The 20,624-nt window shown below is 63.5% G+C and carries 23 protein-coding genes and 1 tRNA gene; 15 read left to right on the plus strand and 9 right to left on the minus strand.

The genetic code is table 11. From position 1 onward, the window contains the following. Window positions 1-5: 5 nt before the first annotated feature. Both B4383_RS22795 and B4383_RS22800 read right to left on the minus strand, forming a co-directional pair. Window positions 6-1,283, minus strand: a complete 1,278-nt coding sequence (locus B4383_RS22795) for a hypothetical protein (RefSeq protein ID WP_078291611.1) — start codon at window positions 1,281-1,283, stop codon at window positions 6-8. Beyond that, on the minus strand, window positions 1,283-2,011 hold the full coding sequence (locus B4383_RS22800; protein ID WP_078291357.1) for an MspA family porin: 729 nt from the start codon (window positions 2,009-2,011) through the stop codon (window positions 1,283-1,285). Before B4383_RS22800 ends, B4383_RS22795 begins: the two co-directional genes overlap by 1 nt. Before the next feature lie 592 nt (window positions 2,012-2,603). Here B4383_RS22800 and B4383_RS22805 point away from each other — a divergent pair. The 4 genes from B4383_RS22805 to B4383_RS22815 all read left to right on the plus strand — a co-directional run bounded on the left by B4383_RS22805 (window position 2,604) and on the right by B4383_RS22815 (window position 4,695). Next, window positions 2,604-3,023 (plus strand): DUF6319 family protein, encoded by a 420-nt coding sequence (locus tag B4383_RS22805; protein ID WP_286150634.1) that lies wholly within the window; start codon window positions 2,604-2,606, stop codon window positions 3,021-3,023. Between the two features lie 55 nt (window positions 3,024-3,078). Next, the gene (locus B4383_RS22810; protein WP_078291355.1) at window positions 3,079-3,573 is read left to right on the plus strand and encodes a nuclear transport factor 2 family protein; all 495 of its coding nucleotides are present in this window, start codon (window positions 3,079-3,081) and stop codon (window positions 3,571-3,573) included. 254 nt (window positions 3,574-3,827) lie between these two features. Further along, the gene (locus B4383_RS26480; protein ID WP_139360994.1) at window positions 3,828-4,304 is read left to right on the plus strand and encodes a hypothetical protein; all 477 of its coding nucleotides are present in this window, start codon (window positions 3,828-3,830) and stop codon (window positions 4,302-4,304) included. 91 nt (window positions 4,305-4,395) lie between these two features. Beyond that, window positions 4,396-4,695 carry a hypothetical protein gene (locus B4383_RS22815; RefSeq protein WP_078291353.1) on the plus strand — a complete coding sequence of 100 codons (300 nt, stop codon included), beginning with the start codon at window positions 4,396-4,398 and terminating at the stop codon, window positions 4,693-4,695. A gap of 160 nt (window positions 4,696-4,855) precedes the next feature. Here the strand turns inward: B4383_RS22815 and B4383_RS22820 are convergent, their stop codons facing one another. The 5 genes from B4383_RS22820 to B4383_RS22840 form a co-directional block, all read right to left on the minus strand. Further along, window positions 4,856-5,386 carry an AAA family ATPase gene (locus tag B4383_RS22820; protein WP_078291351.1) on the minus strand — a complete coding sequence of 177 codons (531 nt, stop codon included), beginning with the start codon at window positions 5,384-5,386 and terminating at the stop codon, window positions 4,856-4,858. Window positions 5,387-5,973: 587 nt separating this feature from the next. Continuing rightward, window positions 5,974-6,048, minus strand: a tRNA-Val gene (locus B4383_RS22825). Between the two features lie 31 nt (window positions 6,049-6,079). Continuing rightward, the gene (locus B4383_RS22830; RefSeq protein ID WP_078291349.1) at window positions 6,080-6,541 is read right to left on the minus strand and encodes a peroxiredoxin; all 462 of its coding nucleotides are present in this window, start codon (window positions 6,539-6,541) and stop codon (window positions 6,080-6,082) included. Beyond that, window positions 6,541-6,966: a DUF3052 domain-containing protein gene (locus B4383_RS22835; RefSeq protein ID WP_078291347.1), complete on the minus strand. Its 426-nt coding sequence runs from the start codon at window positions 6,964-6,966 to the stop codon at window positions 6,541-6,543. Before B4383_RS22835 ends, B4383_RS22830 begins: the two co-directional genes overlap by 1 nt. A gap of 91 nt (window positions 6,967-7,057) precedes the next feature. After that, window positions 7,058-7,615 carry a hypothetical protein gene (locus B4383_RS22840; RefSeq protein WP_078291345.1) on the minus strand — a complete coding sequence of 186 codons (558 nt, stop codon included), beginning with the start codon at window positions 7,613-7,615 and terminating at the stop codon, window positions 7,058-7,060. A gap of 140 nt (window positions 7,616-7,755) precedes the next feature. Here B4383_RS22840 and aceE point away from each other — a divergent pair, with 140 nt between their 5' ends. The 11 genes from aceE (at window position 7,756) to B4383_RS22895 (ending at window position 19,073) form a co-directional block, all read left to right on the plus strand. After that, the gene (gene aceE, locus B4383_RS22845) at window positions 7,756-10,545 is read left to right on the plus strand and encodes a pyruvate dehydrogenase (acetyl-transferring), homodimeric type (RefSeq protein ID WP_078291343.1); all 2,790 of its coding nucleotides are present in this window, start codon (window positions 7,756-7,758) and stop codon (window positions 10,543-10,545) included. Between the two features lie 147 nt (window positions 10,546-10,692). After that, window positions 10,693-11,145 (plus strand): DM13 domain-containing protein, encoded by a 453-nt coding sequence (locus B4383_RS22850; RefSeq protein WP_078291340.1) that lies wholly within the window; start codon window positions 10,693-10,695, stop codon window positions 11,143-11,145. Further along, a complete protein-coding gene (locus B4383_RS22855; protein ID WP_078291337.1) occupies window positions 11,142-11,624 on the plus strand; it encodes a DoxX family membrane protein in 483 nt (160 codons plus the stop codon). The genes B4383_RS22850 and B4383_RS22855 overlap by 4 nt, the downstream gene beginning before the upstream one ends. Continuing rightward, window positions 11,614-12,240: a TetR/AcrR family transcriptional regulator gene (locus B4383_RS22860; RefSeq protein WP_078291336.1), complete on the plus strand. Its 627-nt coding sequence runs from the start codon at window positions 11,614-11,616 to the stop codon at window positions 12,238-12,240. Before B4383_RS22855 ends, B4383_RS22860 begins: the two co-directional genes overlap by 11 nt. A gap of 56 nt (window positions 12,241-12,296) precedes the next feature. Continuing rightward, window positions 12,297-13,577: a PucR family transcriptional regulator gene (locus tag B4383_RS22865; RefSeq protein ID WP_078291335.1), complete on the plus strand. Its 1,281-nt coding sequence runs from the start codon at window positions 12,297-12,299 to the stop codon at window positions 13,575-13,577. A gap of 159 nt (window positions 13,578-13,736) precedes the next feature. After that, window positions 13,737-14,657 carry an ACP S-malonyltransferase gene (locus tag B4383_RS22870; RefSeq protein WP_078291333.1) on the plus strand — a complete coding sequence of 307 codons (921 nt, stop codon included), beginning with the start codon at window positions 13,737-13,739 and terminating at the stop codon, window positions 14,655-14,657. A gap of 126 nt (window positions 14,658-14,783) precedes the next feature. Next, window positions 14,784-15,083 (plus strand): meromycolate extension acyl carrier protein AcpM, encoded by a 300-nt coding sequence (gene acpM, locus B4383_RS22875; protein WP_030095371.1) that lies wholly within the window; start codon window positions 14,784-14,786, stop codon window positions 15,081-15,083. A gap of 5 nt (window positions 15,084-15,088) precedes the next feature. Further along, window positions 15,089-16,342 (plus strand): 3-oxoacyl-ACP synthase KasA, encoded by a 1,254-nt coding sequence (gene kasA / locus B4383_RS22880; protein WP_078291330.1) that lies wholly within the window; start codon window positions 15,089-15,091, stop codon window positions 16,340-16,342. Window positions 16,343-16,360: 18 nt separating this feature from the next. Then, complete coding sequence (locus B4383_RS22885) at window positions 16,361-17,782, plus strand: acyl-CoA carboxylase subunit beta (protein WP_078291328.1); 1,422 nt, start codon at window positions 16,361-16,363, stop codon at window positions 17,780-17,782. Next, window positions 17,779-18,612, plus strand: coding sequence for an alpha/beta hydrolase (locus B4383_RS22890; protein WP_134085599.1), 834 nt, complete (start codon window positions 17,779-17,781; stop codon window positions 18,610-18,612). The genes B4383_RS22885 and B4383_RS22890 overlap by 4 nt, the downstream gene beginning before the upstream one ends. Before the next feature lie 59 nt (window positions 18,613-18,671). Then, window positions 18,672-19,073, plus strand: coding sequence for a hypothetical protein (locus tag B4383_RS22895; RefSeq protein WP_078291326.1), 402 nt, complete (start codon window positions 18,672-18,674; stop codon window positions 19,071-19,073). A 4-nt stretch (window positions 19,074-19,077) separates the two neighbouring features. Here B4383_RS22895 and B4383_RS22900 read toward each other — a convergent pair whose 3' ends face one another. After that, complete coding sequence (locus B4383_RS22900) at window positions 19,078-19,611, minus strand: DUF3145 domain-containing protein (protein WP_078291325.1); 534 nt, start codon at window positions 19,609-19,611, stop codon at window positions 19,078-19,080. Window positions 19,612-19,792: 181 nt separating this feature from the next. Continuing rightward, on the minus strand, window positions 19,793-20,611 hold the full coding sequence (locus tag B4383_RS22905) for a serine hydrolase domain-containing protein (RefSeq protein WP_078291323.1): 819 nt from the start codon (window positions 20,609-20,611) through the stop codon (window positions 19,793-19,795). Window positions 20,612-20,624 lie beyond the last annotated feature (13 nt).

Here is a 20,624-nt window from a genome sequence, read left to right on the forward strand (position 1 = left end):
ACCAATTAGCTACTGCAATAACGGTTGTTGTTCGAGGGCAAGAACCGGGTGTTGACACCCGGACCCGCTGGTTGGCATAGCCCTCCGCCCAGCAAGTTCTCCTTGGACCAGGCCGCATGTCCGTTGGCCACATTCAGGCACGCCTCATAGTCCGGCCCGGTCTGACCGAACGTGGCGGTGCACTGCGCCGACATATTCGCGAACGCCTGGTTCTTGCAGACATCTACTGACATCTGTGCCGGCGTGACATCGAGGCACATTGCCTGTCGCTGGCACGAACTCCAGAAATCAGTCGTCCGTCCGTCCTCGGATCGGAATTCGTTCGGACCAGACAGGCAGCGATCGGCATGCCGCTGCGCATACAGCACCGGATCGACACTGGCGGGCCGGTAAGCACCACCCGGGTCAACCACGTAATCTCCTGGCGCACCAATGATTTGCGCGGCCTTCTTCGCCTCTGGCGGGCCACCGCCCTCAGGCAGACCCTCCCAATCACTGGTCAGCTGGCCACTCGCCGGGATCGACGAGGCCCGGTAGGACAGCGTGATCGTGATCGGGAACGCGAAGATATCGGCGGGTCCAAGATCCAAAGCGAGATTGGACTGCTGATACATGTAGTCGCCGTGGATCACGGGGTTCACCTGCACCGGATTGCCCTTGGCATCGCGTGCGACGGGCACCGACAACGTCGCGATAGTCGTAGCCGGCAGTCCTGGCGCGGCGTCGGACTCGACCAGCACCACGTTGCTGCCCTGGCGCACGTGGGTGCCCTCAGGAACCCGCAGACCGAAGGTGAAGTTCTCCGGCGTGAAGATGGTGCGCCGGATGATGTTCACGTCGGCACCACCCCCGGCGAATGGGGAAATCCGGTAGTCGGTATCGCGAGAGGTGAAAGTCGCCGCGCCACCGTCTCCCCACTGCGCCGGCGTGAGCTCTCGCTCTTGCGGCAGATGCAGTACGACATCCTTACCGGCGATCGCGGTCGGCAGATGGGTGCCATCGGTGGGTGACGGCGAAATCGTGACGTTGGAGCGTTCACGCCCCGCTGCCAACGGCCGACCGGTCCCCGGCCCGAGGCCCAACGGAGTATTCGTCTTTACCTGCGCCCCACCGATCGGGGCTATACGCGGCAGATCATCGGGCTGAGCCACCGGGTACGGAATCGGCTTTGGGGGCGGTGGCTGGACTGGATCCGCCAAAACCCTTGGAGCAGAAACCATCACGATTGCAGAAACGAAAGCCAGCGCGGCCATCAGCGCGACACCACGGGTACGGATAGTCATCACAGGTCCTTGGGCTCGCCGTAGATGGTCTGGGTGTCGTTGCCGTTCTCGGTGCGGATCCGGAATGTCGCGAAGGACTGGATCTTCACCTGACCACCACAGCCGTCGGCTTCTACGTTCTGGTTACGCACCTGCGAGACCGCACGCATGTTCCGGAAGTTGATCCGGTCCATCGGCAGCTGAGCCAAGCCACCCGGCTTGAGTAGCACGCGCATGTAGCCGCCGATGTGCTCCTGGGCGCCTAACGAACCGCCGCCGGACACACCACCGAAGCCACCACCACCGCCACCGCTCTGACTACCTTGCCCGTAGCCGCCGCCATAGCCCTGGCCAAAGACCTGCTGCGAGAGCGTCAAACCGAGGTCCCCACCCAACTCCACACCCGACGAGGAGTCGGTGCGGCAACCCACGAAGTAACCCGTCTCCAACTGCGCATCTTGAATGACAGCGGACCCCGAGCCCGTGATCGTCGCCTCAGCGCGGTAGGACACGCGCGCCTGCCAAGAGTTGCTCGCGCCCGCGATGTTGTCGATGTGATCGATGACCTCGTTGGTCAGCGTCAGGCCGACTGTCCAACCGTCGTCCGTCACGAACTGCTGGTACTGGTCGGGCATCCCCTGCGGATCCGCAGCAGCGTCAGAAACGTCCACCATGAGCCCCATCGCAACAGCCACAGATGTTGCGATGGCAGCGACACAGCTTCGACGTGCCAAATTTGGCAACTTCATGAAACCGAACCCCTCCGTGTCCCGTCCAAACCCAATCGGGCCGGACCCCCGTACGCTCGCCTTTTCATAGGCAATGCCACTAACTGCGTCTTACTGCGAAAACACATCGCATGGCAATGGTGGAAATCTAAGGCCGAGACACTCTCTTGTCAACACTGAGACTGTTTCGTCACAGTTTGCGCCTTCAAGATCGCGAACTTTGACGAGATGACCGGAAATAAGGACGAAAAGGTACCAGCATCACTACCGGAAACCTTTCCGGAGCGACCGCAGCGAACGCCCAGCGCACGGCTCGGCGAGCCACCAGAGGATTAGGTCATTCGGCGATGCCGGATCAGCGGAAATACCACAAAAGATCGGCTCGACCGTGACGCAAACATGAACGGCGACCCATGTCCAAGGTTGCTGAAAGGCAACGCCCAGACGTTTGCCTGCGAACTAACACTGCGGAGGACGGGGAGCGTCCCACGCCCCGCCGCCAGCGAGCCCACCCGCGTGCGCGGCGAGTTGCCCCAGCTCATCGAACGTGTGTTCTAATGGCTCTCGCCGCCCCCACCGCGCGCGAAACTTCAACAAGGAGCTCATTGTGACGATGACTGTAGAGACCCCAGCAGTAGACGTGTTGGACACCGACCCAGGCACTTCCGACGTTCTGGTGAGCCCTGTTGACGTCCCGACGAGCACTGAAGCTTCCATCGAGGAGAAGCCGCAGAAGGCAACCCCTAAGAAGGCCGCGGGCAAGAGAACCAAGACCCTCGAGCTGACCCTCACCGTCACCGGTACTGCCGATGGCGAATGGCACGCCGAGCTCAAGCAGGGCAGCACCTACCTGGCCCGTAACCTCGCCGTCGCGGCCGCCGCCGTATCCCGCGCAGCCAAGGAACTGCACGAGGACCTCTCCACCCCAATCGACGCGGTCATCGAGGAAGCGCGATCGCAGCAGGCCGCCAAGGTCGCCGCACTGGAGGCCGAACTCGAAGCCGCGCGCAAGGCCCTCGCCGACTTGGACTGAGCTCTCCATCTCGGAGAATGAACTCCACCCACTGGAGCATGAGAAAGGCAATGGGATGAAGAGACCACCGACCGTGGCGACCGTCGCGCTGGCGCTAACCCTGTCTGGTGTTGGCGAGCTTGTGTCCGCGTGCGGACCTTCCGATGTTTCTGCATCTGACGGGCGTGATGTTGGACGCCAAGAAGCCAATCGTCAGCTGGTCCTGGACTTCTACGACCGGTTCTTCAACAAACATGAGGTGCAGCAGGCCGCCGAGGTAGTGGCCGACGACTACCGGCAACACAACCCCAACGTGCCGGATGGCAAGGCGCCCTTCGTGTCCTACTTCACGGGATTCTTCGCTGAGCATCCGGGAGCGGCGGCCAGGGTCGTGCGCAGCGCGGTCGACGGTGATGTGGTCTATCTGCACGTGCATTCGAGCAATGATCCGCAGGACCGCGGGCAAGCAGTGGTCGACATCTTCCGCGTTGACGGGGGCAAGATTGTCGAGCACTGGGACGTGATTCAGGACGTTCCGGCGGAGTCGGCCAACAGCAACACGATGTTCTGACGGCGCGTCATCGACACTCGCCTTTAGCGACCCATCGGCGTTCCTGTTGATGCAGCCCCAGTTAGAGTGAAAAACGGTTCGGGCAGAGGCGCATCGAGAGGTCAAATGCCGTTCATCAAGCGTTGCTACCCGACTCAAGGGGTAGGTTTTTCTCACCACGTGATCGTGGGGGCGACGGGGAGACGAGGGGCGAAAGCTCTCCTGGTCGATTGAGTCGCTGGGTAAGGCTTCGGCCTGGTGAAAGGGACGAGGGAGTGCAGAAGGTCCGACGTTGGCTGTTCGTCGTTGTCTCTCTTGTTTTTATGGCTACGCCCTTCGCGGCCTGCGTGTACTTGGCGAGAGAAGACGACTACGTCGACGAGCCCTATCCCCCTGAAAGAATGCAGGCAACCGCTCAAACATTGGTGGACCAACTCAACGGCGGCGACCCCACGAAGGTTGAACTCGCGCGAATGACGCCCCGGCTCAACGATCCAACAACCTCAAAATACAACGCTCAATTAGACCGGCTCGCGACAGCCGCTTTACCCCTCCGGGGCTGCAGTTATGCGCTAGCTTCAGTAACCGATCGCGGCCAGCAAGATACGCATCCGAATCCCAAATACCGATTTGACATGAACATCGTGGAACACTGCCCAGATAACGTCCAGTTCGATCGCCTCATCGGAGTGATGGCCACTCCCGGCGATCACGGCCATTGGCGGGCCGCCCGCATCATCATCGAACGCTAGTCGTTTCCTACCACAATCAGCCCGTACCACGAACAAGGACGTTCGCTCAGCATGATGTCGATACCCGAATGATGCACCAGCGGTTGAGATCATGACTGACGCATCTAATGATGGCATTTCAGAGATCTACATGTTTCTGGAAGCAACTGAAGCCGATTGTCTATGGATGTTGGAGCAGCTTGACAGACACTCGGTTGAGCGAAGCGAAGAAACAGTATGTTTCGGCGGGAATGTCATCGAAGTGACCGTCAATTTCAAGAGTGGGGCGGTGACGCTGGAGTTCGTGGGCGCGCCCCTGGACTACAGCGACACGGTCCAAACACTAGACGTGCACGAGTTCCGTAGTCTCCTAGAGAGATATCTCGATCGAAATAGATTCGGTGGACCCTGAGTCCCCAAACTGGTGCGCTAGCGAGCTATTAAGCGATCAACCCTCCCCGACTGGACGCACGAGCCCAACTACTGGACCAAGCCGCCAAACAGGCGGAGCTCGACCCTGCCTGGCGACGGGTACACCGCCAATAGAACTGGCAACACACTGGATTCGGACGTCACTCGGGGCCTAACCCAAACAGCTCATTGCGTATTGCTGCGCGATGAGCCAACGGTGGTCCGACATTGTCGATAAGCAGCCGCGGTTCAACGAACGGTTCCCATTCACGCGCTTGCACCTCGGCCCATGTCGGATCACCCTGCCCCGGCCAATCCCCCTGCCGCTCTTCGACACGACGGCGATGCTCGACAGAATCAGAGCAAATCACCTTAACCCACCGAAGATCGGCTGCGGTGCGCCTAGCCAGTTCCTTCCACATCTCACGAGCCACCCGTAGGTTGTTGCACGCATCAACCACAACCGGACGTCCACCACGCAACTGGTCTTCTGCTACCCACTGTGCGGCAACGTATCCCACTGGGCTTCTTTCACAAGAAGAAAGAGTCGAGTTGATCGCCGCTTCGATGGTGTCCACTCGCAAGAAGGTAGCGCTCAAATCGTCAGCCAGCCCGCGCGCCACCGTTGTCTTTCCGCTACCGGGAAGCCCAGCGAACACCACCAGCAGCGGCCGCAACTTTGCACTGTCCATCACTACTCAACACTTCCCATAGGTTCCAAGCGAGTCGACACTGACATCGACGGTAACCGCATACCCGAACCAATCGGCTCCCGATAATCGAGCTGTGAAACGGCCGTGAGGCGATCTTGATCGGTGTACATCCCTCTGGTCGTTTCAAGATCACGGGGAGGCTGGGGCGATGAAGCTCACCAACCATGCAGTCATCAACACTTTGGATCGATGTCGTTCTTCACGTACCGGCGATAGCCAGCGATGGTTCCAGGGTCCACACCGATTAGGTGGTCGATGTGGTTGTTCCATCCAGTCGTGCACCGTGAGCTCGTCAGCGGCACCGCGAGGGGCGCGTTCGACGCGGTGCAGCTCTAGGGCACGGACCACACCCAGCTTGTCGATGGATGCCTTGAAGACCTGCGCGACAGCCAGATCGTCAAACGTCAGGCACGTTTGCGACCCTCATGGCGGAAGTGCCCTCGATGCGCCTGCGTCCCGTCGCTGCGCGCAATGCTCCTGAGGGACGCCATATCCGCATCATGGTGTTGAACGATGTGTTGAATGATGTTGAGCGAGGATTTTCATACCCTCTGACCTTCAATTTTTGGTGGGCGCGGAGGGTTTCGAACCCCCGACCGCTGGTGTGTAAAACCAGAGCTCTACCACTGAGCTACACGCCCGGTCCACGTCGTCACCAACGTGGGAATCAGCTCACGAATGTAGCGCGGCGAGCGCTTCTACCCAACCTCCCTGGTCACGGGCTTGCCCGGGATCCAGCATCTCGGCGAATCGGATGATTCCGTCGGCATCCACCACAAAAGTCCCGCGGTTCGGATAGCCGGCCTTCTCGTTGAGCACCCCGTACGCCTCGGCGACTGCCCCGTGCGGCCAGAAGTCGGACAGGATCGGGAAGGTGAAGCCGCTGTAGCTCGACCAGATCTTGTGGATCGGCCCGGCACTCACCGACAGCCCGATGATCTGCACGTCGTCGTTCTCGAAGTCTCCGATGTGGTCGCGCACATGGTCCAGCTCGCCCTGACAGACCCCGGTGAACGCCAGCGGGAAGAACACCAGCAGCGCGGCCTTCTTGCCCCGAAAATCGCTCAGGCTGACGAGCTGGTTGTTCTGGTTACGCAGGGTGAAATCGGGTGCGACGGTGCCAACAGGCAGCATTAGCGCCGCCCGCCACGTGACGTCTTGGGCTGCACCAAGCGCGTCGCGCTCCAGTCCCCCAGGTTGACCGACGAGGTCTGCACCAAGCCCGCGGTCGGCGCCGATTCGGCGATTTCCGAGGGCTGCACATGGCCCGGCTTACCGGTCTTGGGCGTCAACACCCAGATCACGCCGTCCTCAGCAAGTGGAGTGATGGCGTCCATCAACGCGTCGACCAGGTCGCCGTCGTCATCGCGCCACCACAACAGGACCACATCGACGACGTCGTCGGAGCTCTCGTCGAGAAGCTCCGAACCGCACGCGTCCTCGACATCGGCCCGGATATTGTCGTCCGTGTCCTCATCCCAGCCCAGCTCCTGCACAAGCTGATCTCGCTGGACGCCCAGCTTGTGGGCGTAGTTCGAGGCGTCAGCCGCCGCGACCACCGTTCGGCCCCTCCTTGTTCACAGATGCGTGCTTCCGCACTTGGGATGAATGGTCACATCGTCGCATGCCACCGGCAATCCCCGTCAGGCACTATCGACCTTTTGTCTGAAGAAGCGGCTCGCAGATCTTCCCGGCGCGCTCCCGCGCATCGTTGAAAGTACGGACCACAGAGTTGAGAGTGCCGCCACTCAGCCGATTATCGAACGCCCCGGCCAGTTTTCGCGACTGCTCGGCGTACTGCGTGAACGCATCGCGCAGCTCATCGGTCTGAGCGCTCGCCTTGGCAGAGTCGATTTGCCCGGCGCTGGTGTTCAGGGCATTGATGACGGGCCCCACCTTGGCCTCCGCGCTCGACCCGTAGCCGCCCTCGTCGTTCATGACGGAGATCAGGTCGTTACCCGCGGAAACAGCCGCGTTCGATGTCATCGCGAAGGTCTCACACGCATCGGCCGTCGCCTGCGCGCGGGACGTCTCCTGACGCTTGGACTCCTCGGACCGCGACGTCTCGATGGACTGTGAGACGTACGTGCGGTACTCCGACACCGACTCACTGGGCGCCGACGCCTGCCCTCCGGTGGTCATGGTGCAGCCCGCCACGGCCGCGGCACAGATGGCCGCCAGCGCGATGAACAGCGCCGCAATACGCATGTCATGACGGTACCCGCTGTGCCAGCTCCAGACCTTGTGACTGGACCAGACTCGCTAGTAGCAAGTGACTTGCGGCACGATGGAGGTACCGATCTGATTGTGACTGAGATCTGCACCCCCACCCCTAAGGAGCAGAAAAGTTGACCACGGAGTTCGCTCGCCAAGACCTGGCCGGAAATTCAAGCGCCGCAAATCAATCCGAGCGCGTTCGGGTGATCCGCGAAGGTGTCGCGTCGTATCTGCCCGATATCGACCCCGATGAGACGGGCGAGTGGCTCGAGTCATTTGACGGCCTGCTGGCCCGGTCGGGTCCGGCCCGCGCCCGGTACCTCATGCTGCGACTGCTGGAACGAGCGAACGCCGGCCGCGTGGCCATCCCGGCGCTGACGTCCACCGACTACGTGAACACCATCGCAACCGAGAACGAGCCGTGGTTCCCCGGCGACGAAGACACCGAACGTCGCTTCCGCGCCTGGATCCGCTGGAACGCCGCGATCATGGTCCACCGTGCGCAGCGGCCAGGGGTCGGTGTGGGCGGCCACATTTCGACATACGCCTCCTCGGCGGCCCTCTACGAGGTGGGGTTCAACCACTTCTTCCGCGGTAACGCCCACCCGGGCGGCGGTGATCAGGTGTTCATCCAGGGCCATGCCTCCCCCGGCATCTACGCCCGCGCCTTCTTGGAAGGTCGGTTGACCACCGATCAGCTCGACGGGTTCCGGCAGGAAAAGAGCCACCCCGGCGGCGGCCTGCCCTCCTACCCGCACCCGCGTCTCATGCCCGATTTCTGGCAGTTCCCAACGGTTTCCATGGGTCTGGGGCCGATGAACGCGATCATGCAGGCGCGGTTCAACCACTACCTACGCGACCGTGGCATCAAGGACACCTCCGATCAGCGGGTCTGGGCGTTCCTGGGCGACGGCGAAATGGACGAGCCGGAATCGCGCGGCCTGGCACATATCGCCGCGACGGAGGGCCTGGACAACCTGACGTTCGTCGTCAACTGCAACCTGCAGCGTCTGGACGGCCCGGTGCGCGGTAACGGCAAGATCATCCAGGAGCTGGAGTCCTTCTTCCGTGGCGCCGGCTGGAACGTCATCAAGGTGGTGTGGGGCCGCGAATGGGATGCCCTGCTGCATGCCGACCGGGACGGCGCCCTGGTCAATCTGATGAACACCACGGCCGACGGCGACTACCAGACCTATAAGGCCAACGACGGCGCGTACGTCCGCGAGCACTTCTTCGGGCGCGATCCGCGCACCAAGGAACTGGTGAAAAACCTTACCGACGACCAGGTCTGGAACCTCAAGCGCGGTGGCCACGACTACCGCAAGGTGTACGCCGCCTACCGGGCGGCCACCGAGCACAAGGGCCAGCCCACGGTCATCCTGGCCAAGACAATCAAGGGCTACACGCTCGGCAAGCATTTCGAGGGGCGCAACGCCACCCACCAGATGAAGAAGCTGACGCTGGACGACCTCAAGGACTTCCGCGACAAGCAGCGCATCCCGATCTCGGATGCTCAGCTCGAGGAGAATCCGTACCTGCCGCCGTACTACCACCCCGGCCCGGAGGCCCCCGAGGTCCGTTACATGCTCGACCGGCGCCGTGCGCTGGGCGGATTCGTGCCCGCGCGGCGCACCAAGTCGCGTCCCCTCACGCTGCCGAGCCCGGAGACCTACGCCCCGCTGAAGAAGGGCTCGGGCAAGCAGGAGATCGCCACCACCATGGCATTGGTGCGTACGTTCAAGGAACTGTTGCGCGACAAGAACATTGGCAACCGCATCGTCCCGATCATCCCCGACGAGGCGCGCACCTTCGGCATGGACTCGTGGTTCCCGTCGCTGAAGATCTACAACCGCAACGGCCAGCTGTACACCTCGGTGGATGCCGAACTGATGTTGGCGTACAAGGAAAGTGCGCAGGGCCAGATCCTGCACGAGGGCATCAACGAGGCCGGGTCCACCGCCACGTTCACCGCGGTGGGCACGGCGTACTCGACCCACGACGAGCCGATGATCCCGCTGTACATCTTCTATTCGATGTTCGGGTTCCAGCGCACCGGTGACGGCCTGTGGGCCGCCGCCGACCAGATGGCCCGCGGGTTCGTCCTGGGCGCTACCGCGGGCCGCACCACGCTGACCGGCGAGGGGCTGCAGCACGCCGACGGCCACTCGCTGCTGCTGGCCAGCACCAATCCCGCTGTGGTGGCTTACGACCCGGCGTTCGCCTACGAGATCGCACATATCGTCGAGCACGGCCTGCAGCGGATGTACGGCGAGAACAGCGAGAACGTGTACTTCTACATCACGCTGTACAACGAGCCGTACGTGCAGCCGGTGGAGCCGGAGAACGTCGATGCCGAGGGCATTCTGCGCGGCATCTACAAGTTCCGTGCGGCACCCGAGGCGCGCAAGCACCAGGCACAGATCCTGGCCTCCGGGGTATCGCTGCCCGATGCGCTGCGCGCGGCCGATCTGCTGGCCGAGCACTGGGATGTGGCCGCCGACGTGTGGTCGGTGACGTCCTGGGGTGAGCTCAACCGGGACGGTCTCGCCATCGATCACCAGGCGCTGCGTCACCCGGACCGCCCCAAGGCCGTTCCGTACGTGACGAAGGCTCTGGTGAGCGCGCAGGGGCCCAAGGTGGCGGTCTCGGACTGGATGCACGCGGTGCCCGAGCAGATCCGGCCATGGGTGCCGGGCACGTACCGGACGCTCGGCACCGACGGATTCGGTATCTCCGATACCCGACCCGCCGCCCGTCGGTACTTCAACACCGACGCCGAGTCGGTCGTGGTCGCGGTCCTGGAGGCGCTGTCGGATGAGGGCGCCGTCGACCGCGACGTCGCCATCCGTGCGGCCGCCCAGTACAAGATCGATGACGTGTTGGCCGCCGACGTGTCCTTCAAGGACACCGGCAGCGCATAACCCTGCTGGCGCGAGCAGACATGTATTGCACATAGAGCGCAGGTCGCGAGCGCAGTACGTGTCTGCTCGCGCTTTTTTGTCGACATCAATTGTACTGATCGGTACAGTCGAGATCGCTCGCTCAAACCCCTCGGAAAGGAATCCCCCATGCGGTTCAAAGTTCTCACTGGCACAGCACTTCTGGGCATCGGCTTGGCCGTTGCCGCGTGTAACGCGCCCTCTCGTGACACTCAACCGAGCACGCAGTCACCGCAGGCGATGTCGGAAATGCCGATGACATCGCAGGCCATGACCGGCGCCACGCGGACAGGTTCGTTCAGCGGAATCGACGGCAAGCACGTCGCGGGCACCGTCACGATCGCCAATGGGCGGGTCAGCTTGACCGGATTCTCCTCCGACAAGGGCCCCGACCTGCACATCTACCTGACCAAGGGCTCAGACCAGAGCGCAGTGAGCACGGGCAAAGAGCTCGGCATGGTCGCCGCCGACGCGGCGTCACAGACATTCGACGTCAACGGCGCGGACACCTCCATGTACGACACCGTTCTGATCAACTGCGATAAGGCCAAAGAGGCCTTCGGCGCGGCAGCCTTGATGTGAGAACCCACGCACGATGGATCGCCCTTGCCGCGCCGATCGCCCTCGGCGCGGCAAGGGTGGCGCTGGGCGCACTGTGGTTGCACGAGGGGATCTTCAAATACAGCGCACACTTCGGCCGGGCAGACATTCTGCTCATCGCCCACAGCGCGCAGACCAACACCCGCGTGCCGGAGTACTTCACCGTCTTCTCCGACAGCGTGCTTCGCGCGTGGCCGGGCCTTTTCGGTGTCGCCATCCCGCTGTTGGAGACGGCGCTCGGGGCAGTCCTGATCCTGGGGCTGCTCCCCCAGCCCGCGGCCATGGTTTCGCTGTTGATGCTCCTGACCTACTGGAGTTCGGACCAACTGATCACCCAGTACCCGGTGATGGCGGCGCTGTCGGCGGTCATCATCGCGTTTCCGGCGCCAAGCGGCCACTACTCAATACGGCGACGCAGACAAGCCAAGGCCACAGCTAATGTTGTCCGGGATGGTAAGTAAGTCACCACAAAGCGCCACCAAGTTGCCCGCGACCGCACACGGCCGCCGCACCCGCGCGGCCATCATCGATGCGGCTGCCCAGATGATGTACCAAAAGGGTGTCGCGGCAACCAGTCTCGACGACATCCTGGCGGCCTCCAATGCGGGCAAGTCGCAGCTGTACCACTACTTCAAGGACCGGTCCGACTTGGTGAAGGCGGTCCTGGAACGTCAGACCGAGCTCGTCCTGCAGGCACAGCCGACTCTCGCCCAGATCGACTCGATGGAGGGTGTCGAGCAGTGGGCCCAGGCGATCTTGGCCAACCACGAAGTGCCCGGCGGCCCGTTCGGATGCCCGCTGGGCAGCATGGCCGCCGAGCTCAAGAACGATCCGGCATATCAGCCCGCACTTGCCGCTGCGTTCCACCAATGGCAGTCATTGCTTGCCGACGGCCTGACCCGAATGCAGGATCTCGGCGACCTTGACCGCACCGAAGATCCCCAGCGGCTGGCCGCGACAGTCCTTGCCGCCCTGCAGGGCGGCATGCTGATGGGGCGCGCGACCATGGACATCACCGTCCTGCGCGACAGCATCGATCTGGCCATCGAAGGCATTCGGCGCAGACTGCGCAACTGATCCAAAAGTGCGGACATTTAGCGGTTCCCACCAGGAATCCGGGGTACCTTTTAGGGATGACCGACAATTCGGTGAGCACTCTGCGCGGGTTTCGCGCCACTCGGCAACCGCGGGAGCGAGCCGCGGTGCCCGAGGCACTGCTGCACCGGATCAAGCAGTTCTCCGGACGCCTCTCCACCGAGGCCGTACACGTCATGGAGGACCGGCTGCCGTTCTTCGCCGACCTGGAGGCCTCACAACGCTCCAGCGTGGCACTGGTGGTCCAGACGGCGATCAATAACTTCGTCGAGTGGATCCGCGACCCCGAGGGCACTGTCGGCTTCACCATGCAGGCCTTTGAGGTTGTGCCCCAGGACCTGGCCAAACGCATCGCGTTGCGTCATTCCGTCGACATGGTGCGCACCGCCATGGAGTTCTTTGAAGAGGTGCTGCCCCTGCTGGCCCGCAATGACGAGCAGCTGGTGACGCTCACCGAGGGCATCCTGCGCTACAGCCGTGACCTTGCCTTCGGAGCTGCCAGCGCCTACGCCGAGGCAGCGGAAACCCGGGGCGCGTGGGACTCCCGGCTGGAGGCCACGGTGGTCGATGCGGTGGTGCGCGGTGACACCGGACCGGACATGCTCTCGCGCGCGGCAGCCCTGAACTGGGACACCACCGCGCCGGCGACCGTCATCGTCGGCACTCCCAGGCCAGAAATCATCGCGACGTCAACAACACTGGTGCATGAGGTGGCGCAGCGCCACGGACGTGGAGCACTCGCCGTCATCCAGGGCACCCGGCTGCTGACCATCGTGTCGGGCACGTTCACCACACACGACAAGTTCCTGGCAGACCTGATCAAGGTCTTCTCCGACGGTCCGGTCGTGGTGGGCCCAACCTCCGGAACCCTGAGCGCATCGCATAACAGCGCCGTGGAGGCGCTCTCGGGGATGGACGCGGTCTCGGGGTGGCGCGGCGCGCCACGTCCGGTGTCCTCGCGCGAGCTGCTGCCCGAACGTGCGCTCCTGGGCGATAAGGCGGCCATCGCGGCCCTCAACACCGAAGTGATGCGCCCACTCGCCGATGCCGGACCGGCACTCACCGAAACCCTGGACGCTTACTTAGATTCCGGGGGCGCCATCGAGGCGTGCGCGCGCGCACTGTTTGTTCACCCAAATACCGTCCGTTATCGACTCAAGCGAATCACCGATTTCACCGGAAGAGACCCAACGTCCCCGCGTGATGCCTATGTCTTGCGAGTCGCGGCAACCGTCGGCAGACTGGCCCAGGACCACGCCGACGTTTTCACTCCTGAACCAGGAATCACGCCAGTCACAATCAATGTCATTAAGGCTTAGAACGGCTACTGACCGGTCACCTGCGAGGTCCCACATTTCGAGACGGTATAGATCGGGTCGCATTGGATGCCTTTTTGTAGGCATCCCACAAATACTTAAGACAAGATTCATTTTCTCTTACACGGCGCAAACCACCCTTCACAGTGTTCTCTTAAACACGTGATCGCGCTGCTTGCTCCCGGACAGGGATCCCAGACCCCCGGCATGCTGACCCCGTGGCTCGAATTGCCCGGTGCCACCGACCAAGTTGAGCAGTGGTCAAAGGCCAGCGGACTCGATCTGGTGCGCCTGGGAACCACGGCCACCGCCGAGGAGATCACCGATACCTCCATCACCCAGCCACTGGTGGTCGCGCTGACCCTGCTGGCCTACGACGAGCTGACCAAGCGTGGTCACCTCAATGCCAAGACCACCGTGGTCGCCGGGCACTCCGTCGGTGAGATCGCCGCCTACGCCATCGCCGGGGTCATCTCCGCCGACGACGCCGTCGCTCTTGCCGCCACCCGCGGCGCTGAGATGGCCAAGGCTTGCGCGCTGGACCCGACCGGCATGTCCGCCGTGCTGGGTGGCGACGAGGCCGAGGTGCTGGAGCGCCTGGAGGCCCTCGAACTGATCCCCGCCAACCGCAACGCCGTCGGGCAGATCGTCGCCGCCGGCCGCATCACGGCACTGGAGAAGCTGGCCGAGGATCCCCCGGCCAAGGCGCGTGTCCGCCAGCTCGCCACCGCCGGCGCCTTCCACACCCACTTCATGGCTCCCGCGCAGGAGGCGTACGCCGCCGCGGCCGCCGCGATCGTCCCGGCCGAACCGGTCACCACCTTGCTGTCCAACTTCGATGGCACTCCCGTCGCCTCCGGCGCCGATGCCATGGAGAAGCTCATCAACCAGCTCACCTCGCCGGTGCGCTGGGACCTGTGCACCGAGTACTTCAAGACGGCCAACGGCGGAGAGGCCGTCAGCGCCGTTGTGGAACTGCCGCCCTCGGGTGCGCTGTCCGGCATCGCTAAGCGTGAGATGCGTGGCGTCACCAATCACGCCCTGAAAGCCCTCGAAGACCTCGACGCCCTGGCCGAGCTGTAAGCGGCCAAACCACCAAAAAGTAGTACCCCGGATGAGTGGGCAAAGCCGCCCCCTCATCCAGTTTCAAATATCAGAGTTCACCCAAGGGCTGCACCTGCAGTCCATAACACCGAAGGGAGCCACCGAGTGGCCACCGCAGAAGAAAAAGATCGCATCGTCGCCGGTCTCGCCGAGATCATCGAAGAGGTCACCGGTATCGAGCCCTCCGAGGTCACCCTCGAGAAGTCGTTCGTCGACGACCTGGACATCGACTCGCTGTCGATGGTTGAGATCGCCGTCCAGACCGAGGACAAGTACGGCGTGAAGATCCCCGATGAGGATCTGGCCGGTCTGCGGACCGTTGGCGATGTCGTCAACTACATCGAGAAGCTCGAGCAGGAAAACCCCGAGGCCGCAGCCAACATCCGCGCGCAGCTGGAGGGCTAGGACCAGTGACAACCCCTTCCACTGCAAACGGTGGCTTCCCCAATGTCGTTGTGACGGCTCTCGCCGCAACGACCTCTATCGCGCCTGACATCGAGGGCACGTGGAAGGGACTCATCGCCGGGGAAAGCGGTATCGAGGTTCTCGAAGACGAATTCGTCGAGAAGTTCGGTCTGCCCGTGTGGATCGGTGGGCACCTCAAGGAGCCCATCGACACCCACATGACCCGGTTGGAGCTTCGCCGGATGGCCTACGTGCAGCGCATGGCGCTGCTCGTAGGCCGTCAGGTGTGGCAGAACGCCGGCACGCCCGATGACATTGACAAGGACCGCCTCGCGGTCGTCATCGGTACCGGGCTCGGCGGTGGCGAGCGCATCGTCGAAACCTACGACACCATGAATGAACATGGCATTCGCAAGGTTTCGCCGCTCGCCGTACAGATGTGTATGCCCAACGGTGCCGCCGCGGTGGTGGGCCTGGAGATCGGCGCCCGCGCGGGTGTCATCACGCCGGTATCGGCGTGTTCCTCCGGCTCCGAGGCCATCGCGCACGCATGGCGCCAGATCGTGATGGGCGATGCCGACATGGTCGTCTGCGGTGGCGTGGAGGGCATGATCGAAGCCCTGCCGATCGCCGCGTTCTCCATGATGCGCGCCATGTCGACGCGAAATGACGAGCCGGAGAAGGCTTCTCGCCCGTTCGACAAGGACCGCGACGGATTCGTGTTCGGCGAGGCCGGCGCGCTCATGGTCATCGAGACCGAAGAGCACGCCAAGGCTCGCGGCGCGCAGATCCTGGCCCGCGTGATGGGCGCAGGCATCACCTCCGACGCGTACCACATGGTGGCCCCGGGCCCCGATGGTGTGCGCGCCGGTGCGGCGATGACCCGCGCGATTCAGACAGCGGGCTTGTCCCCCAAGGACATTGACCACATCAACGCGCACGGCACGGCCACCCCTATCGGCGATATCGCCGAGGCCAACGCCATCCATGTCGCCGGTGTGCAGCACGCCGCGGTCTACGCGCCCAAATCGGCGCTGGGGCACTCGATTGGCGCCGTCGGCGCCCTGGAATCGGTGCTCACCGTGCTCGCGCTGCGCGATGGCGTTATCCCGCCGACGCTCAATCTTGACAACCTTGATCCCGAAATCGACCTGGATGTCGTTGCGGGAGAGCCACGACACGGGGATTTTAAATACGCAATCAATAACTCGTTCGGATTCGGCGGGCACAACGTTGCGCTTGCCTTTGGCAAGTACTAAGCACCAGAGAGGCTCAAGATGACGATCCTGGCTCCCGAGGCTATCGACGAATCGCTCGATCCGCGTGATCCGTTGCTTCGGTTGAACATGTTCTTTGATGAGGGCACTGTGGAGCTGCTGCACGAGCGTGATCGCTCGGGTGTGTTGGCTGCCGGTGGCACGGTCAACGGAGTCAGGACCATCGCTTTTTGCACCGACGGCACCGTGATGGGCGGTGCGATGGGTATCGAGGGTTGCCGTCACATCGTCAACGCCTACGACACCGCCATCGAAGAACAAAGCCCCATCGCCGGTATCTGGCATTCCGGGGGTGCACGGCTGGCCGAAGGGGTTTCGGCCCTGCACGCGGTCGGGCTGGTTTTTGAGGCCATGATCCGCGCCTCGGGGTATATCCCGCAGATCTCGATCGTGGTCGGGTTCGCCGCCGGCGGTGCCGCCTATGGGCCGGCGTTGACCGATGTCATCATCATGGCCCCCGAAAGCCGCGTATTTGTCACCGGACCCGACGTGGTCCGCTCGGTCACTGGTGAAGATGTTGATATGGCCACTCTGGGCGGCCCGGAAGCGCACCACAAAAAATCTGGTGTGTGCCACATCGTGGCCGACGATGAACTCGACGCCTACGCCCGTGGGCGCAAACTGATCGGATTCTTCTGCCAGCAAGGTGTTTTCGATCGCGGCCGCGCCGAATCCGATCACACCGACCTGCGCGCCCTGCTGCCCGCATCAGCCAAACGCGCCTACGACGTGCACCCCATCGTCAACGCCCTCCTGGATGGGGATGACCCGTTCGAAGAGTTCCAAGGCAAATGGGCACCCTCGATGGTCATCGGTCTGGGCCGTCTGGCCGGACGCAGTGTCGGAGTGTTGGCCAACAACCCGCTACGCCTGGGTGGCTGCCTGAACTCCGAAAGCGCCGAAAAAGCCGCACGTTTCGTGCGCCTATGCAACGCCTTCGGCATCCCCCTGATCGTTTTGGTGGACGTGCCCGGCTATCTGCCCGGTGTCGGCCAAGAATGGGGCGGGGTCGTGCGCCGCGGCGCCAAACTGCTGCACGCCTTCGGTGAAGCCACCGTCCCCCGCGTGACCCTGGTGACCCGCAAAATCTATGGCGGCGCCTACATCGCCATGAACTCACGCTCACTGGGCGCCACCAAAGTCTTCGCCTGGCCCGACGCCGAAGTCGCCGTCATGGGCGCCAAAGCCGCCGTGGGCATCCTGCACAAAAAACAACTCGCCGCCGCCCCCGCCGACGAACGCGAAGCCCTGCACGAAGAACTAGCCCTCGAACACGAACGCATCGCCGGCGGCGTAGACCGCGCCATCGAAATCGGCGTCGTCGACGAAGAAATCGAACCCTCACAAACCCGCGCAGTACTCACCCGCGCACTCGCCGAAGCACCCTCACGACGCGGCCGCCACAAAAACATCCCGCTGTGACGGTCGGCACCACACTCACCGTCGACGGACACCGGCTGGCATATCGCCAGTTCGGTTCCGGGGACCGTGTTGTGGTGCTGTCACACGCCTTCCTCACCTCGCATTATCTGGAGCATGCGTGGGCCAAGGAGCTTGCCGAGCGCGGCTTTCGGGTGATCTGCCTGGATCTGCTCGGCACCACCGCCGACGAGCACCCGCTGGAGCCTGACCGCTATAACTCGCAGGCCCTGGGGCGCCAGCTCATTGGGGCTCTGGATGCTCTCGGTATCGAACGCGCGGTGCTCGGCGGCACGTCCATCGGCGCGAATATCTCGGTGGAGGCGGCGGCCTGGGCACCCGAGCGGGTGGCCGGTCTGCTGCTGGAGGGACCATTCCTGGAGCGGGGTATCGGCGCCGCCGGTTATCTGTGGTCTGCCGGGCTCACCCTGTTCACCCTCGGGCGTCCGCTGGTGTGGCTCGTCGGCGCGGTGGCACGATCGTTCCCCGAAACCGAACAGCCCACCCTCGGCCTGCTGCGCGAATTTCTGACGGCTCCTCCGTCGCGCTCCGCGGCATTCATGAAGGGCATGCTGGTGGGCCGGATGGCACCGCCGCGCGCGGTGCGCCGGGCCGTGAACGCGCCGACGATGATTCTCGCGCTCACCGCGGACCCGCTGCATCCGGCGGCCGACGCACATAACCTCGCCATCGATATCGTTGGTGCGCAAGTGGTTTCGGCCGGCACATTGGCCACCTTACGATTCTGGCCGCGTCGGGTGACACCCGCGATCGTGAGTTTCCTGGTGGAGACGTTCGGCATCGATGTCACCGCTCGACAAGCCGATGCCTAGCCACCCCCCTACTGTTAGAGTGACGTTTCATTCACATAATCGACAAGGGAGTCTGGGGAATGGCACTTCGGCGTAAGAAGGCACTCAAGTTGCTTGTCGACGGTCAGCCGACCGCGACGCTCGTCACGACCAAGGTCGGCCCGAGTCTGTTCCAGCGGCTGTCGGCACTCATCCAGAGTCTGGTGCGTCTGGGCGTTCGCCTTACCGGTATCGGGTTCCGAGCGGGCGGCGCGGGCCTGGCCGCCACCGGCGTTGCGCATTTCGTCGCGCCTCAGCCGTTCGAGTCCATCTCCAAGGTCGCCTTCCCGGAGGACACTCGCCGCTGGGTCTACCAGAACGGCTTCACCGAGCTGTTGCTCGGACTTGCCCTGGCGTTCCGGCGTACCCGTATCGTGGGCAGCCTCGGCAGCCTTGCCTACATCGGTTTCCTGGTGAGCCGCCTGGTCGCCAACAAGAGCTGAGGCTCTAGCCGACTCCGCGGAGCCAGGTGACCTCGGCGCCGTCGCCGCCGCTGCGGTACGGCTCCAAGGCGTCATCCCATGCGCTGCCCAGCATGGTGTCGAGTTCGGCGGTGATGCTGCCGGGATCGGCATCCATCAGACCGCGCAACCGCATCTCGCTGACCATGATGTCGCCGTTGGCGCTCGTGCTGCCGCTCCACATGCCGAGCTGCGGGACGTGACTGAAGCGCTGACCGTCCACGCCGTCGCTGGCATCCTCGGTGACTTCGAAGCGCAGCACCGGCCACGAGCGCAGGGCGTTGGCCAGGCGCGCACCGGTGCCGACCGGGCCCACCCAGTTGGTGACGGCGCGCAGCTGCCCCGGCATGGCCGGCTGCGCCTGCCAGCGCAGCTTCACCGTGTCAGCGGTACGGCCGGACGTGATCGCCGACAGAGTCGACGACAAGGCCCACTCGACATGCGGGCACACTGCGGCCGGTGAGGCGTGGACATAGACCACGCCGGTTGTCGAGTCGGCGAACTGAGGCGACGCGTGCATTCGTAGTGCTCCTTTGTCTTCGACGAGGACGTCTTCCCCAACGGCTCGCGAAGCTTCTAGAGCGTGTTACTGAATTACACCTGTGTGCCTTGTGACACCATTGTGCCTTCTGATGCGCGTGTTGCGCCAGTCCTAGGGGCGAATTTGAGGTAACGGCTTCCTGAGAGTCTGTGGGGAGCCCTTATCCGAACTCGGCCAGCACCGCGTCGGACAGCTGCGGCCACACCTGATTGGCCCAGCCGTCGAAGGATCTGTCCGTCAGCACGACGAGCGCCAGGTCAACGTTCGGGTCCACCCAGATGAAGGTGCCCGCCTGTCCGAAGTGGCCGTAGGTGGCCGGTGAGTTCTCGCTGCCGGTCCAGTGTGGGAGCTTGGTGCCCTTGATCTCGAAACCCAGCCCCCAGTCGTTCGGACGTTGCACGCCATACCCGGGCAGCACCCCGTCCAGCCCCGGGAACACCACATTCGTCGCACGATGATGCGTCTCAGCCGAGACGAGACGCGGCCGCAACAGATCGCCGGCGAAGGCCGCGAGGTCTACGACAGTGGAGGCTCCCCCGTACCCGGCGGTGTCGGCCCCGCCGGGCAACACCGTGTCACCCATACCCAGCGGCTCCAATACGGCCTCGCGCAGATACGTACCGAATTCGATGGTGGCCCCGGCGGCCACCGCATGCGCCACCACTGCGAATCCGTAGTTCGAATAGACGCGACGCGTGCCCGGCTTGGCGATGATGGTGTCAGAGAGCATCGACAGCCCCGAAGCATGTGCGAGCAAGTGCTCGACGGTCGAGCCGGGAGGCCCGGCCGGGGTCGCGAGATCGATGGCCCCCTCTTCGAGCGCCACCTGTGCGGCCCGCGCCACCAAGGGCTTGGTGACCGACGCTAGGGCGAATTGGTGCGTCACCGGGCCTATTTGGGCCCTGATCCCCTCCGGCCCCACCACTGCGGCGGAAACGGTGGGCACCGGCCAATCGGCGACGAGGTCGAGGGCACTCACAGGGATGACGATA

Origin of the sequence: Mycobacterium sp. D16R24 (assembly GCF_002013385.1) — a bacterium.
GTDB lineage: Bacteria > Actinomycetota > Actinomycetes > Mycobacteriales > Mycobacteriaceae > Mycobacterium.

Excerpts from the sequence above, each read along its gene's own strand:
- B4383_RS22830 (WP_078291349.1), bottom strand. The coding sequence starts at position 6,541 with ATGCTGCCTGTTGGCACCGTCGCACCCGATTTCACCCTGCGTAACCAG.
- B4383_RS22850 (WP_078291340.1), top strand. The coding sequence starts at position 10,693 with ATGCGGTTCAAAGTTCTCACTGGCACAGCACTTCTGGGCATCGGCTTG.
- B4383_RS22820 (WP_078291351.1), bottom strand. The coding sequence starts at position 5,386 with ATGGACAGTGCAAAGTTGCGGCCGCTGCTGGTGGTGTTCGCTGGGCTT.
- B4383_RS22840 (WP_078291345.1), bottom strand. The coding sequence starts at position 7,615 with ATGCGTATTGCGGCGCTGTTCATCGCGCTGGCGGCCATCTGTGCCGCG.
- B4383_RS22800 (WP_078291357.1), bottom strand. The coding sequence starts at position 2,011 with ATGAAGTTGCCAAATTTGGCACGTCGAAGCTGTGTCGCTGCCATCGCA.
- B4383_RS22900 (WP_078291325.1), bottom strand. The coding sequence starts at position 19,611 with ATGCACGCGTCGCCTCAGTTCGCCGACTCGACAACCGGCGTGGTCTAT.
- B4383_RS22885 (WP_078291328.1), top strand. The coding sequence starts at position 16,361 with ATGACGATCCTGGCTCCCGAGGCTATCGACGAATCGCTCGATCCGCGT.
- B4383_RS22810 (WP_078291355.1), top strand. The coding sequence starts at position 3,079 with ATGAAGAGACCACCGACCGTGGCGACCGTCGCGCTGGCGCTAACCCTG.
- B4383_RS22805 (WP_286150634.1), top strand. The coding sequence starts at position 2,604 with ATGACTGTAGAGACCCCAGCAGTAGACGTGTTGGACACCGACCCAGGC.
- B4383_RS22815 (WP_078291353.1), top strand. The coding sequence starts at position 4,396 with ATGACTGACGCATCTAATGATGGCATTTCAGAGATCTACATGTTTCTG.
- B4383_RS22860 (WP_078291336.1), top strand. The coding sequence starts at position 11,614 with ATGGTAAGTAAGTCACCACAAAGCGCCACCAAGTTGCCCGCGACCGCA.
- B4383_RS22895 (WP_078291326.1), top strand. The coding sequence starts at position 18,672 with ATGGCACTTCGGCGTAAGAAGGCACTCAAGTTGCTTGTCGACGGTCAG.
- B4383_RS22795 (WP_078291611.1), bottom strand. The coding sequence starts at position 1,283 with ATGACTATCCGTACCCGTGGTGTCGCGCTGATGGCCGCGCTGGCTTTC.
- B4383_RS22865 (WP_078291335.1), top strand. The coding sequence starts at position 12,297 with ATGACCGACAATTCGGTGAGCACTCTGCGCGGGTTTCGCGCCACTCGG.